Origin of the sequence: Nonomuraea lactucae, from assembly GCF_003313395.1 — a bacterium.
Taxonomy (GTDB): domain Bacteria; phylum Actinomycetota; class Actinomycetes; order Streptosporangiales; family Streptosporangiaceae; genus Nonomuraea; species Nonomuraea lactucae.
The window spans coordinates 1-13241 of record NZ_QNFZ01001003.1 but is presented as its reverse complement, the minus strand read 5'-3'; the positions used below and the strand labels follow the sequence as shown (position 1 = coordinate 13241).

The window sequence follows — 13241 nt, the reverse complement described above, 5'->3', positions numbered from 1 at the left end:
GGCGGACCGCCCGCCCCGGGCGTGACCGCGCGCGGCGGCGCCGTCGCGGACCTGGCCGATCACGCGCCGCTGCCAGGGGTGTCGTACGTGGAGGTGGCGTGCGGGTCGGAGGACGCCTGGGAGGACGAGGGGCGCGACGCGGTCATCACCGCGATCCGCGAGATGGACCGGCCGCACGCCGTGGGCATCGCAGCCCGGACGCCCGACCCGCTGGTTCTGGAGGACGTCGCCGTGCTGGCCAGGACGTTCGGCCTGCGCCTGCTGGTGGACCTCGGCCTGCACTCCCCCGCCGTGCTCGACGAGGCCGGCATCCTCGGGCCGCACTGCCACGCGACCTGCGCGAGGCCGCTGGATCCGGGCGAACGCAAGCTGCTCAGGCTGCGCAGGACGTCGGTGGCCGTGTGCCCGTCCCCGTCGCGGCCCGACGACCTGCTCGCCCTGCTGGACGAGGGCAACGACGTCGCCCTCTGCACCCGCTGCCCCACCCCGGACGCCGACCTGCTGCGGCAGGCGCGCGACATCCGGGAACGGGCGCGGGCGGTCGGCCTGCGCACCCGTGGGCTGGACCGCAAGCTCGTCGAGGCGGCCACGCTCGGCGGGGCCCAGGCGCTCGGCATGCGCAGAGGCACCGGCCGGATCGGCTCCCTGGGCCCGGGCAGCCGCGCCGACTTCGCGGTGTTCGACGCACGCGGCCGCTACCCGTACAGCGCCCTGCTCGCCCGCCCGTCGTGCCTCGCCACGGTCGTCGGCGGTCGCGTCCGGCCTCAGCTCCCCACCTGACTCCAGCGGACCTCATTGTGCACAACACCAGGTACGCGCCCACGGGCATGGTGTGCTCGGGGCGAGCCGGGTCCGGCGCGGATCCAGCGCTCGGCCACCCCCTGGCCGCGCAGCCATACGGGAGCGCGTTCGGCCACGCACGCCTGATCGACGTGCTGCCGGACGGGATGCTCGCCGGTGCCGCGGATCCGCGCTCGCTCGTCGGCGCGGCGGTCGGACGCCGGCGCCGAGGTTTCGGACGGGCTGCCGGGTAAGGGGTCGCGTATGACCGAACAATCTCCGGACAGGCACGGCCTGGCCGACGAGCAGCAGATCGAGGTCGACGCGGCCACCGACGACCGCGGCCTGAGCCACCGCATCGAGGAGGACGATCCGCGGCACCAGGACACGCTGGACGAGCGGCTCCGGCGGGAGAAGCCCGATCGCGGGGAACGGGCCCGGCGGCCCGAGCACCGGATCACCCAGCCCGACGAGGGTCTGGCCCCGGATCTCGAGAAGGACGAGGTCGGGGAGGACTGGGGGGAGGACGGCGGCGACTTCTCGGCCGAGGAGCGCGCCATCCGCGTCGAGCCGGAAGACCCGACGAGGTGACCCTGCCCGGCAGCGGGAAGCCGGGTCAGACGACAGGAGGGCGGGTCAGGTCATCCGTTCCAGGGCGGGCAGCAGGGCGTGAAGGTCGGCGGCGACCACGTCGGCCGCCTTCGCCTGCGGCCGTTCGGCGTGCAGGTAGCCCCATGGCCCGCGCCGCAGCAGCGCCGTGCGCATGCCCGCCCGGGCGGCCGGCAGCACGTCGTTGTCGAGCCGGTCGCCGACGTAGAGGATCTCGCCGGGCTCCCTGCCCGCCACCGAGGCCACCTTGGCGAAGAACTCGGGTGCGGGCTTGGCGACCCCCCAGCCGTCTGAGGTGTGCACCGAATCGACCGGCAGGTCCATGGCGACCAGGGCGTCGTAGGCCCTGGCCGGTTGGTTGCCCGCGATGATCACCTGGTATCCGCCCGCGCGCAGCCCGGCGAGCGCCTCGCGGACGTCGGGGTAGAGGTCGGCGGCATCGAAGTGGTTGCGCAGGCTGTGGGGCTCGTCCCGCTCCCAGGCCGCCAGCTCGGCCGTGAGGTCCAGGCCGGGCCGTACGAGCTCGAAGGCCTCGCGGTGCGAACGGTCGAGCGCGGCCATCCCGCCGAGCGCGCCCATCATCACGAACCTGCTCACGCCCAGCCTGTCGGCCCAGCGTGACCAGATGCGCGTCTCGTCGATGAGCGTCTCACCGACGTCGAGCACCACTGCCTTGATCATCAGACCCCCTTCTCGTCCGCCCCCAACTGTACGGAGGTTCGCCTGGTGCGGCGGAAAAGGGGTGCGACGGCAACTTGTCGATGCGATACTTAGCGTGCCCGTTCGATTACGAAGGGATATCTCATGATCGCGGTCATGATCGAAAAGCAGCGTGAGTGTGCCAGGCTGGAGTTCACCGGCGAGGGGCATCTGCCCGAGACGGCTCGCGATCTGTTCGACGCGCTCCCGGAGCTCCCCGGTTTCCGGGCCGAAGTGATACAAGGAGATCTGATAGTGAGCCCCCTGGGCACCCCCGAACACAGTTGGATCGCCGCAGACCTGCACGATGCGCTCCTTCCCCTCCGCCAGCAGCACGGATGGCGGGGATCGGTGGGCGGCGTCAGCATCTGCATCGAAGGCTCGCGTGAGCCGGCGGCACCCGACTACGTCCTCTCTCCGGCCGACTGTCCCCGCTGGGGGAATCTGGAGTTGCTCTCCTCGGGCGTCATCCTGGTGGCCGAGGTGGTCTCGCCGAGCAGCGTCCGGCGCGACCACGAAGACAAGCCCTTCATCTACGCGCAAGGCTCCGTGCCGATCTACCTGCTGATCGATCCTGTCGACAAGCGGCCCACGGTCACCGTGTTCAGCAACGTCGACGACGGCGCCTACCGCACCGTCCACACGGCCCCGCTGGGCGCCCCGCTGCTCCTGCCCAAGCCGATCGACCTCGAGCTCGACACCTCGGTCTTCAAGGGCTGAGCTTCTCCATCGCCTTGGCGATGCGCTTCTCCGAGACCGGGGTGGGCGTGCCGAGCGTCTGGGCGAAGAAGCTGACCCGCAACTCCTCGATCATCCATCGGATCTCCACCACATCCGGATCCGAGCGCCTGGTGGGATGCAGGCGCTCCAACAGGTCGTGATAGTCGTCCTCGACCTTGTGCACCCGGTCCATCCACTCCTCGTCGCGCCACGGCTCCTCCGGCAGCTTGGTCAGCCTCCGCTCGGCGGCCCGCAGATAGCGCAGCACGTCCGGCAGGCGGCGGTGACCGGTCGCGGTGACGAATCCCGCGTACACGAGCTTGCCGAGCTGGTCACGGACGTCGTCCGTCGAGGCGCTGGACCGCAGCGACTCCAGGCGGGTGCCCGCCGCGTGCCATACGCTCAGGATCTGCTCCACCTTGCCCAGCACGTCGGCCGCAGTGTCGTGGAGCTCCGCCCTGACGTGCTGGTAGAGCCGGTCGAACGAGACCGGATCCCAGGCCGGGCCGCCCAGGTCGCGCACGAGCTTGTCGACCGCCGCGTCCACCACGTCGCCGAAGAGCGCCACCGCGCCGCCGTGCGGGCTGCGCGACAGGGCCAGCTTGGCGTTGTTGGGCAGGCCGCCGAGCAGTGACCTGGCCGGGTTGACGACGTTGAGCAGCAGCAGCCGGCGGGTGCCCGGCCAGTGGGAGCGGCGCTGCTCGGCCTCGGTTTCGAAGATCTTGATGGAGACCGAGTCGCCGTCGTCGACCAGGGCCGGATAGCCCTTCATGCGCCCCTGCTCGAACACCTTGGGCAGCGTGCCGAAGCTCCACGTGTGCAGGCCCGACTGCTCCAGGTCGTCCGCCGCCGCTGACAGCGTCCGGCGCAGGTGCGGGGCCAGGCGGCGCTTGAGTCCGTCGAGGTCCTTGTCCTCGGCGACCGTGCGCTTGCGCTCGTCGATCACGCGGTAGGTGATGCGCAGATGATCGGGAACCTGGTCGAGCTGCCAGGCGTCGCGCGGCACGCGGACGCCGGTCAGCCGCAGCAGCTCGCGCTCGACGGCCTCCAGCAGCGGCTCGCCGCCCTGGCGGACGTTCTCGAGCACCTGCCTGGCGTAGTTGGGCGCGGGAACGAAGTTGCGGCGCAACTGCTTGGGCAGCGACCTGATCAGCTCGGTGATCAGCTCCTCGCGCAGGCCGGGGATCTGCCAGTCGAACCCGTCGGAGCTGACCTGGTTGAGCACCTGGAGGGGCACGTGGACGGTCACGCCGTCGGCGTCGGTGCCGGGCTCGAACTGGTAGGTGAGCCTCATCCGCTGGCCGAGCTGCCGCCACGTGTCGGGGTAGTCGCGGGCGCTGACGTCGGCGCCCTCGTTGACGAGCATCTCCGGCGAGTACGTGAGCAGGCCGGGATCGCCCGCCTGCGCCTTCTTCCACCAGGAGTCGAAGTGGCGCGCCGAGACCACGTCAGCCGGGACCCGCTGGTCGTAGAAGTCGAACAGGGCCTCGTCGTCGACCATGATGTCGCGGCGGCGCGCCCTGTTCTCCAGCTCCTCGACCTCTTCAAGCAGCCTGCGGTTCTCGCGCAGGAACCTGTGGTGGCTGTCCCACTCGCCCTGGACGAGGGCGTGTCTGATGAACAGCTCACGCGACAGCTCGGGGTCGATGCGGCCGTAGTTGACCTTGCGGCCGACGACGAGCGGCACGCCGTACAGCGTGACCTTCTCCAGCGCGATCACCGCGCCCTGGTCCTTCTCCCAGTGGGGCTCGGAGTAGGAGCGCTTGACCAGGTGCTGGGCGAGCGGCTCGACCCAGGCCGGCTCGATCTTGGCGTTGACCCGGGCCCAGAGCCGGGAGGTCTCGACCAGCTCGGCGGACATCACCCACTGCGGCTGTTTCCTGGCCAGCGCGGAGCCGGGGAAGACGGCGAAGCGGGCGTTGCGGGCGCCGAGGTATTCCTGGATCGGGCGCCGCCCGTCGGAGGCGCGCTGCTGTTTGTCCACGACGTCCTTGACGCCGATGTGCGACAGCAGCCCGGCCAGCAGCGACACGTGGATGCCGTGGGCGTCGGCGGGCGCGCTGTTGGGCTGGACGCCGAGCGACTGGCGCAGCTGGCTGTAGATGTCCTGCCACTCGCGTACGCGCAGGTAGTTGAGGAACTCGGCCTTGCACAGCCGCCTGAAGGCGCTGGAGGACAGCTCCTTCTGCTTGTCCTGCAAGTAGTGCCACAGGTTGACGTAGGTCAGGAAGTCGGACTCGGGGTCGGCGAAGCGGCGGTGCTTCTCGTCGGCCTGCTGCTGCTTGTCGGAGGGGCGCTCGCGCGGGTCCTGGATGGACAGCGCGGCGGCGATCACCATGACCTCGCGCAGGCAGCCGTTCTTCTCCGACTCCAGCACCATGCGGCCCAGGCGCGGGTCGACCGGCAGGCCGGCCAGCTTGCGGCCGATGGGGGTGAGCTCGCCCTGCGCGTCGAACGCGCCCAGCTCGTGGAGGAGGTTGACGCCGTCGCGCACCTGGCGGCGGTCGGGCGGCTCGACGAACGGGAACGCCTCGATGTCGCCCAGCCCGATCGAGGTCATCTGCAGGATGACCGACGCGAGGTTGGTGCGCAGGATCTCGGGGTCGGTGAACTCGGGCCGGCCGAGGAAGTCGTCCTCCTCGTAGAGCCGGACGCAGACGCCGTCGGAGGTGCGGCCCGAGCGGCCCTTGCGCTGGTTGGCGCTCGCCTGTGAGACGGCCTCGATGGGCAGGCGCTGCACCTTGGTGCGGTGGCTGTAGCGCGAGATGCGGGCGTAGCCGGGGTCGACGACGTATTTGATGCCTGGCACCGTGAGCGACGTCTCGGCCACGTTGGTGGCGAGCACGATGCGGCGGCCCGTGTGGCGCTGGAACACCCGGTGCTGCTCGGCGGCGCTCAGCCGGGCGTAGAGCGGCAGCACCTCGGTGTTGCGGAAGTCGGCCTTGACCAGCGCGTCGGCCGCGTCGCGGATCTCGCGCTCGCCGCTGAGGAAGACGAGCACGTCGCCGGGGCCCTCCGCGGTGAGCTCCCGGCAGGCGTCGACGATGCCCTGAGTCTGGTCGTCGTCGTCGCCGAGCGGCCGGTAGCGGACCTCGACGGGGTAGGTGCGGCCGGAGACCTCGATGATCGGGGCGTCGCCGAAGTGGCGGGAGAACCGCTCGGGGTCGATGGTGGCGCTGGTGATGACGACCTTGAGGTCGGGGCGCCTGGGCAGGAGCTGCTTGAGGTAGCCGAGGATGAAGTCGATGTTGAGGCTGCGCTCGTGCGCCTCGTCGATGATGAGGGTGTCGTACTGCTCCAGCAGCCGGTCGTGCTGCAGCTCGGCGAGCAGGATGCCGTCGGTCATGAGCTTGACCAGCGTGCGGTCGCTCGCCTGGTCGGTGAAGCGCACCTTGTAGCCGACGACCTCGCCCAGCTCGGTGCCGAGTTCCTCGGCGATGCGCTCGGCGACCGTGCGGGCGGCGATGCGGCGCGGCTGCGTGTGGCCGATCAGGCCGCGGACGCCGCGGCCGAGCTCCAGGCAGATCTTGGGGATCTGCGTGGTCTTGCCGGACCCGGTCTCACCGGCGATGATCACGACCTGGTGGTCGCGGATGGCCTCCAGGATGTCGTCCTTGCGCTGGGAGACCGGCAGCTGCTCCGGATATTTGACCGGCGGCACGGCTTCGCGGCGCCGCAGCAGCCGTTGCTCGGCCCGCTCCACGTCGGCGAGGATCTCCGCCGCGATCTTGTCGCGCGCCTCGCGGGAGCGCACCCGGCGCACGCCGTCGAGCCTGCGCCGCAGCCGCCGCTGGTCACGCGGCATGAGCTCGGGCAGGCGGGACTGGAGCTCGGTGAGTGGAGAGGACAACGCAGAGGTTCCCATACTGCTTTCAGGATATTTGAGCGCCGCGCGCGCGGAGCCAACAGACCATGCTGCCCGACGGCGGCGGCCCTCCGCATCCCGATAACGGGTCGCGACGGCGACGGTCCTCCCCGGCCCCATGCCGGGCCGCGACCGCCCACGGCTGGCCCACTCTCCCCAGAGTCGTCGTCGTGGACGGTCACGGTCACTTCATTTGACTCCCGAGAGGACCCAACGGTTGCGCCCGCGGACCGACTTTTTCGATCTTGCAGGTCAGCGGCCGTGGAGAGAGACGATCCCACGGTCAGGGCCGGCGAGAAAGGCCATCTGGGCGGCGCCGATGATGCCTGCCTCGTTCTGCAGGGCCGCCGGCACCACCGGCGTGTCGATGTGAACGTACGGGAGCCACTTGTCGGCCTTCCTGCTGGCGCCGCCGCCGACGACGATCAGCGACGGGGAAAGCAGCATCTCCACGTGGCGCAGGTACTCCTCCACCCGCCCGGCCCACTTGTCCCAGCTCAGGCCGTTCTCCTCGCGTACGCGGTCGGAGGCGCGGTGCTCGGCCTCCTTGCCGCGGATCTCCAGGTGGCCGAACTCGGTGTTGGGCACCAGTACGCCGTCGGCGAACAGGGCGCTGCCGATGCCCGTGCCGAACGTCAGCATCAGAACGGTGCCACGCCGGTTCCGGCCCTCGCCGAACGTCATTTCGGCGATGCCCGCCGCGTCGGCGTCGTTCAGCACCGCCGCCCCGTCGAACAGCTCCGCCGCGTCGACGCCGATCCACGAGTGGTGGACGTTCGCGGCGGTCATCACCACGCCGTCCCTCACCACTCCGGGAAACGTCACCCCCACCGGTCCCGACCAGGAGAAACGCTCGACGACCTGCCTCACCACGGCGGCGACGGGGCCGGGCCTGGCCGGTTGCGGGGTGGGAATGCGCACACGGTCCTCGACCAGCTTTCCCGCCGTTATATCGACGGGAGCGCCTTTGATCCCGGAGCCGCCGATATCAATGCCCAGAACGTCCATATTCCTTCCTCTCCCGCGTGTACCCGTCGGGAAACGTCTCGGGGGATATTTCCGGACCCTACTGAACCCTGCCCGCGGGCTCCCACGTATCTCGCGTCACAAGCGCTAACAAGGAGGCAAGGATGCGGCTACGCATCATCACACTCAGCGCTGTTGCGGTCGTTCTGGGCGCCACTCTCCCCACTCCCGCACAGGCCACCCCCCGGACGCGGTTCGACGTCGTCAACCTCGTGTCAGATGTCAGAGGCAAGGCCCCGGTCACCGATCCCAAGCTGGTCAACCCATGGGGGCTGGCCATGGGCAAGACCCTGTGGGTCTCCGGCACGGGCACCGGCACCGCCACGGTCTACGCCGGCCAGGGCCGGAAGGAGCAGACCGAGGTCGCCATTCCCGGTGGCGCCCCGACCGGGCAGGTGCACAACCCCACGGACGGGTTCACCGTCAAGGGCAAGCCCGCCACCTTCATCTTCTCCAGCCCCAGCGGCGCGATCACCGGCTGGAACGCCGAGGCCGACCCCAAGAACGCGATCATCGGGGCGTTCACGCGCGGCGCCGACTACAAGGGCCTCGCGCTCGCGGAGACCGACGACGGCGACTATCTGCTGGCCGCCGACTTCGCGGGCCGCCGCATCCACGCCTTCAACTCGGACTTCGAACGCATCCGGCTGAGGCGCTGGCAGTTCAGGGACCCGGCGATCCCCTCCAACTACTCGCCGTTCAACGTGGCCGTCGCCAACGGGAACATCTGGGTGGCGTACGCGCTGCGCGACCCGGCGACCGGCAAGTCCGTGGCGGGCGCCGGCAAGGGCTTCGTCAGCCGGTTCAACGGCGCGGGCCGCCTGACCGGGCGCATCGCGCGCACCGGCCTCAACGCCCCGTGGGCGATCACCGCGGCGCCGCGCGGCGCGTACGCCGGGTCGCTGCTGGTCGGCAACTTCGGCGACGGCACCATCCACGCCTACCGCCAGGGCCGCCACCTGGGCGCGATGCGCGGCTCCGACGGCCGCCCGATCTCGCTGCCCGGCCTGTGGGACCTCGAAGTGGGCACCGCTGAGAACGGCGGCGACGACGCCCTGTGGTTCGCGGCCGGCATCGACGGCGGCCAGCACGGTCTTCTCGGGCTGATCCGGCCGGCGGGCTCGGGCGGCTCGCGCTCGACCACGCCGTCGTCCGCGCCGTCCCCGTCGCACACGGGACACTCCTCGCCCACGAAGTCATCAAACGGGTCGCCGTACGGCGGGTACTGACGGCCCGGACCGCTGACGTTTCCGGCACGGTTGGCGCGGCCGTGCCGGAAACAAGGCCCGCCGCTAGCGCGGCGGGCGGCCGGTGACCTGCTCCCCCGAGCCCGCGGCCATGTCGAAGAACCCGCGCTCCAGCTCGACGGCCCGCGCGAACACGCCGAGCACCTCCTGCCTCCGCCGCTCGTCCAGGTTGTCGCCCAGCCGGTCGAGTTCGCCCCGCAGGAACCGCACCCAGCCGCGGAACTCCACGCCGTCGTGCAGCTCGATCCACTCACGGTGCACGAAGCTCTCGGGCAGCGGCTCCACGGCCCGCGACGCCCAGCCCAGGTAGGTCCACTCGGCCACGCACAGCACCGCCACGATCAGCGGGTAGTCCTGCGAGGCCCGCACCTCGTCCATGAGCCTCCGGAAGTCCTCCGTGACCGGCTCCGGCGCCACGTCCGTGCGCCCGCCGAGCGCCGCGAGCGCCCGGTGGAAGTAGGTCTTCTCCTCGGCCGTCGCCACCTGCCCGAGGAAGCGCCCGTACGGCACCCGCGCCTCGAACGAGCCGGCGCAGGCCACGGCCGCTCCGAGCAGGGCGGTGAAGGAGTCGACGAACTGGAAGTCCTGCTCCAGGTAGCGCCGCATGTCGTCGTCGGCCACCTCGCCGGTCGTGATCGCCGTGGCGAACGGGTGACCCACCACCGCTGACCACTCGGGCTCGCACCGCTCGCGCAGCCAGGCGCTGAAGGATTGCTCGCTCACGCCCCGACTGTAGTCGACCACTCCTCTCGCCTATCGCAGCGTGCCCAGCGCGGCGGCGAGGTCGTCGGCGATGCGGAAGTGGACGCCGGTCATGCCGAGGGCGCGGGCCGCCTCGACGTTCTCCAGGCGGTCGTCGACGAACAGGCAGCGCTCGGCCGGGACTCCGGCCCGCTCCGCGGCGATCTCGTAGATGCGCCTGTCGGGCTTGGCGACGCCGACCCGCGCGCTGCTGACCACGTCGTCGGCGAAGTAGGTGAGCCCGAGCAGGTCGAGGTGCTCCTCGAGCGAGTCCATGGCGTTGGTGACCAGCACCACCGGCATGCGCTCCCGCGCCCGGGCCAGCAACGCCCTGACCTCCTCGTCCACCCGGAACGGCACCGCCACGAACTCGGCCACCGCCTGCCTGGCCCGCTCGTCGCCGCCCAGCGCGACGGCCACCGACTCGGCCCACTCGAGCGTGGTGGCCAGGCCGAGGGTGGGCGGCCCGATCAGGGCGGGGTCGAAGGCGGTGCGCATGAGCGGCAGGCCGTAGCGGGCCTCGATGTCGGCCTGGACGGCGTGGTCGAACTGGCGCAGCACGCCGTCGAGATCGCAGAGCACCGCGTCGAAGGTTGTCACGGCCATCCATTGTGCCGGGCGGGGCGCCCGTGACGCACGATTGCGTAGCGGATGGCATGGAATGGGCGATATGTTCCGGTCGCGGTGTCCCGCACCGTCCCCGTACCAGTCCTGACGGCCGCGGGGTCCGATCCGCCGGTCCTGGTGTCCAGGCCACCCCGCCGGAGGTACGTCCACCCGGGATCGCGCGGGACAAAAATCCCGGCCCCCGGGGGCGTGTCGGTGCTCGGCACTACCATCTCCCCGACGGGTCCAGATCGGAACGGTAGGGCATGAACGATCACCGGCTGCCGCAGGAGCTCTGCCAGCTGTTCGCCGACGGCGGCAGGGGGCGGACGCTCAGGGCCGTCCTGCCCCCGGGCGAGGTCGTCTGGCCCGACCCCGGCTACACCGGGCAGGGAGAGCCCGCGCGTCCCGCGTTCTGGATGAGCCAGGACCCGGCGCCCGGCGGGGCCTGGGCGTGCCTGCGCGCCGAGCACGCCGCCAGCGGCCTGTGGCCCGTGCTGCTCGACGAGTCGGCCCAGCCCTGGTCGATCGGGCAGGTCGTGCCCGACGAGCCGGCGCAGATCGACCACTTCACGGCCGAGGGGTTCATGGCCGAGGTGTGGCAGGAGTGGGTCGCCTCGATGCCGTCCGACGCGCTCGACGAGCTCGACCCCTACGGAGCGTTCTGCCCTGGTCTGGCGGTGCCGGGGGTGCCGAAGGCCGACCCCGGCGAGGTGGCCGACTGGCACGCGGACCAGCTGGCGGCGAGGGGGCTGCCGCTGGGGCTGGTCGCGGCCGGCCGCGGCGCCGACGCGCTGGCCGTGATGGGCTGGCAGGGGGCGATGCACCACAACGAGTGGATGGTGCCGCTGGCGGCGGTGGTGCGCAGCTGGGAGGACCGGTTCGGCGCGCGGGTGGTGTGCGTCGGTTTCAACACCCTGGAGCTGAGCGTGGCAGCGCCTCCGGTGGACGCCGAGCACGCGCTGCACGTGGCCGCCGAGCACTGGGCGTTCTGCCCCGACAACGTGGTGCAGGGGCCCGGCGACCTGCGAGGCTACGCCGAGCAGATCATCGGCCGGCACTCCTGGTCGTTCTGGTGGGACTGACGCCGAGGCGGGCGCGGAGGCCGGGCGGTCGCGGGGGGCGGGTGCGGGTGCGGGGCGGGTGCGGGGTCAGAGGAGGCGGGCCACCGCGCCGTAGTTGCCCGACGTGCTGGCCCGAGCCTCCCAGGCGGGGTCCTGGCCGTCCGGCCGCCACTGGGTGACCCACACCAGGCCGGGCTCCACCAGGTCCAGCCCCTCCAGCAGCGCCGCCACCTCTTCACGGCTGCGGATCACGTGGCCGGGCAGGGTCATCGCGAGGAGTTCCTGGATGGCGGGCAGCAGCTCCGGCGGGATGCCGTCGAACGTCGTCTGCAGCAGCCCGAGGTAGCTGCCCCGTGCGGCCGCGTGGCACAGGCACTTGATCACGTGGCTCGCCTCCTCGTCGTCGACGCCGTACGTCGCGACGAGCAGCATGCCCACGGGCCGGTCCCAGTCGATGAACGTCCTGACGACCCGGTCGGCGAGCAGGTCCTCGACCTGCGCCGCGTCGCCCTCGACCACGCGCACCAGGTCGGTCACCGGCTCGATGGTGGCCTGGGCGTTGGCCAGCACCATCGGATCGCTCTCCACGTACAGGACCCGCGCGCCGGGGCGGCCGGGCGCCTGGCGGGCGATGTCGTGCAGCTGGTGACCGGCGGGCAGCCCGCTGGGCACGCCGCTGCCGATGATCAGGAACTGCTCGATCCCGCAGGCGGCGAGGTGCCTCACCACGCGCGCGAGGAAGTCGAGCACGGCCCTGGCCGCGGCGGTGGTGACGGGACCTGCCTCGTCGTAACGGCGCACGGCCTCCCTGTCGGCCACGAAGTTGTTCTTGCCTCCCGCGGCGGCGTCCAGCATGCGGGTGATACGCGCCTGGCCCGTGTTGAGCTTCGCCAAGTTTCGGATGGCACGTTGACGCATTTGCGTATCGCCCCTTCCCTCGACATACCTCTATCGGGAAAGTTCCGCCAGCGCCCCCTGCTTGGAAGGCCAAGTTAAAAATGAGCCAAATGTCCCAACAAAACAACCCATTGGCGCGAAATGGAATCAGGAAATATCCGTTTCCCGGTTATTGTCGATCATCAACGGGCGACGCGGTCACGGTACGTATTCAGCAGGTCGAGGGTTTCGTCGCGCCTGGTCGTGGTGACCGAGAGCTTGGCGAACGCCTGGTGAAACGCCTCGACGGCGGCCGGATCGGTGATCAATTCGTCGGCTTCGACGGAGTGCGCGCACGCGATGTCGGGCTCGAATGCCTCGCCGAAACGCCATAGCGTGAACGGCCCGGTGCGTGGCAGGTAGGCCGGGTCCCGGATGGGGACGATGTGCAAGGAGACATTGGGCCGCTTGGCGTGACCGATGAGAGCGTCGAGCTGCGCGAGGTGCACCCGGGGCTCGGCGATCGAGCGCAGCAGCACGCCCTCGTCCATGATGACCCACACGACCGGCCCGCGGCCGTCGGCCACCATCTCCTGGCGGGCCAGGACGAGGCCCACGGCGGCGTCAAGAGAGTCCTGGCCGAGCGTCTCCAGACCGGCCACGGTGATCGCGGCGCGCGCGTAGTCCTCGGTCTGCAGCAGCGGGGGCACCAGCTGCGGATGGTAGGTGCGGATCACCGAGGCCCGCTGCTCCAGGGCGTAGGTGGTGGCCAGCCAGACGGGCACCGAGCTCGCGTCCCACCACGCGGGTTCGCGCTCACCTCGGGCGAGGGAGAGCACGTGCTCGCGGACGGGCAGCGCGGCGACGCCGTACAGGTCCAGCAGGCGTTCCACGGTGGCCGGCGGAGGGACCGCGCGGCCGTCCTCGATCGCCCCGATCCGGGCGGCGCCCCGGCCGAGGGCGGCCTCGGCCCGCTCGGGCGACATGCCCGCCACGAGGCGCAGGCCG

General features: G+C 71.2%; 13 protein-coding genes. 6 read left to right on the top strand and 7 right to left on the bottom strand.

Annotated features, from left to right (window positions below; genetic code table 11):
• The 3 genes from DQW85_RS36350 to DQW85_RS36340 form a co-directional block, all read left to right on the top strand.
• A partial coding sequence (locus DQW85_RS36350) for an amidohydrolase family protein (protein ID WP_162795663.1) occupies nt 1–780 on the top strand: 780 nt, incomplete at its 5' end.
• A 17-nt stretch (nt 781–797) separates the two neighbouring features.
• Nucleotides 798–1034, top strand: coding sequence for a hypothetical protein (locus DQW85_RS36345; protein WP_113704278.1), 237 nt, complete (start codon nt 798–800; stop codon nt 1032–1034).
• Between the two features lie 10 nt (nt 1035–1044).
• Complete coding sequence (locus DQW85_RS36340; protein ID WP_205315670.1) at nt 1045–1371, top strand: DUF5709 domain-containing protein; 327 nt, start codon at nt 1045–1047, stop codon at nt 1369–1371.
• A 45-nt stretch (nt 1372–1416) separates the two neighbouring features.
• On the opposite strand, the gene DQW85_RS36335 is transcribed toward DQW85_RS36340, so the two are convergent.
• The gene (locus tag DQW85_RS36335) at nt 1417–2070 is read right to left on the bottom strand and encodes an HAD family hydrolase (protein ID WP_113704277.1); all 654 of its coding nucleotides are present in this window, start codon (nt 2068–2070) and stop codon (nt 1417–1419) included.
• A 135-nt stretch (nt 2071–2205) separates the two neighbouring features.
• On the opposite strand from DQW85_RS36335, the gene DQW85_RS36330 reads away from it, so the two are divergent.
• Complete coding sequence (locus tag DQW85_RS36330) at nt 2206–2808, top strand: Uma2 family endonuclease (RefSeq protein WP_113704280.1); 603 nt, start codon at nt 2206–2208, stop codon at nt 2806–2808.
• On the opposite strand, the gene hrpA is transcribed toward DQW85_RS36330, so the two are convergent.
• The gene (gene hrpA / locus DQW85_RS36325) at nt 2798–6673 is read right to left on the bottom strand and encodes an ATP-dependent RNA helicase HrpA (protein ID WP_113704276.1); all 3876 of its coding nucleotides are present in this window, start codon (nt 6671–6673) and stop codon (nt 2798–2800) included. The two genes, DQW85_RS36330 and hrpA, sit on opposite strands and share 11 nt — an antisense overlap.
• A gap of 252 nt (nt 6674–6925) precedes the next feature.
• Nucleotides 6926–7681 (bottom strand): polyphosphate--glucose phosphotransferase, encoded by a 756-nt coding sequence (ppgK, locus tag DQW85_RS36320; RefSeq protein WP_113704275.1) that lies wholly within the window; start codon nt 7679–7681, stop codon nt 6926–6928.
• Between the two features lie 122 nt (nt 7682–7803).
• On the opposite strand from ppgK, the gene DQW85_RS36315 reads away from it, so the two are divergent.
• Nucleotides 7804–8928: a TIGR03118 family protein gene (locus DQW85_RS36315; RefSeq protein ID WP_113704274.1), complete on the top strand. Its 1125-nt coding sequence runs from the start codon at nt 7804–7806 to the stop codon at nt 8926–8928.
• 63 nt (nt 8929–8991) lie between these two features.
• Here the strand turns inward: DQW85_RS36315 and DQW85_RS36310 are convergent, their stop codons facing one another.
• Together DQW85_RS36310 and DQW85_RS36305 are read right to left on the bottom strand one after the other, a co-directional pair.
• Complete coding sequence (locus tag DQW85_RS36310) at nt 8992–9669, bottom strand: TenA family protein (protein ID WP_113704273.1); 678 nt, start codon at nt 9667–9669, stop codon at nt 8992–8994.
• Between the two features lie 30 nt (nt 9670–9699).
• Complete coding sequence (locus DQW85_RS36305; protein WP_240197662.1) at nt 9700–10287, bottom strand: HAD family hydrolase; 588 nt, start codon at nt 10285–10287, stop codon at nt 9700–9702.
• Nucleotides 10288–10559: 272 nt separating this feature from the next.
• Here DQW85_RS36305 and DQW85_RS36300 point away from each other — a divergent pair, with 272 nt between their 5' ends.
• Entirely contained in the window at nt 10560–11378 is an 819-nt protein-coding gene (locus tag DQW85_RS36300) for a DUF4253 domain-containing protein (RefSeq protein WP_113704271.1), read from the top strand.
• A gap of 66 nt (nt 11379–11444) precedes the next feature.
• Here DQW85_RS36300 and DQW85_RS36295 read toward each other — a convergent pair whose 3' ends face one another.
• Complete coding sequence (locus DQW85_RS36295) at nt 11445–12251, bottom strand: SAM-dependent methyltransferase (RefSeq protein WP_240197661.1); 807 nt, start codon at nt 12249–12251, stop codon at nt 11445–11447.
• Nucleotides 12252–12436: 185 nt separating this feature from the next.
• A partial coding sequence (locus tag DQW85_RS36290) for a helix-turn-helix domain-containing protein (RefSeq protein WP_162795662.1) occupies nt 12437–13241 on the bottom strand: 805 nt, incomplete at its 5' end.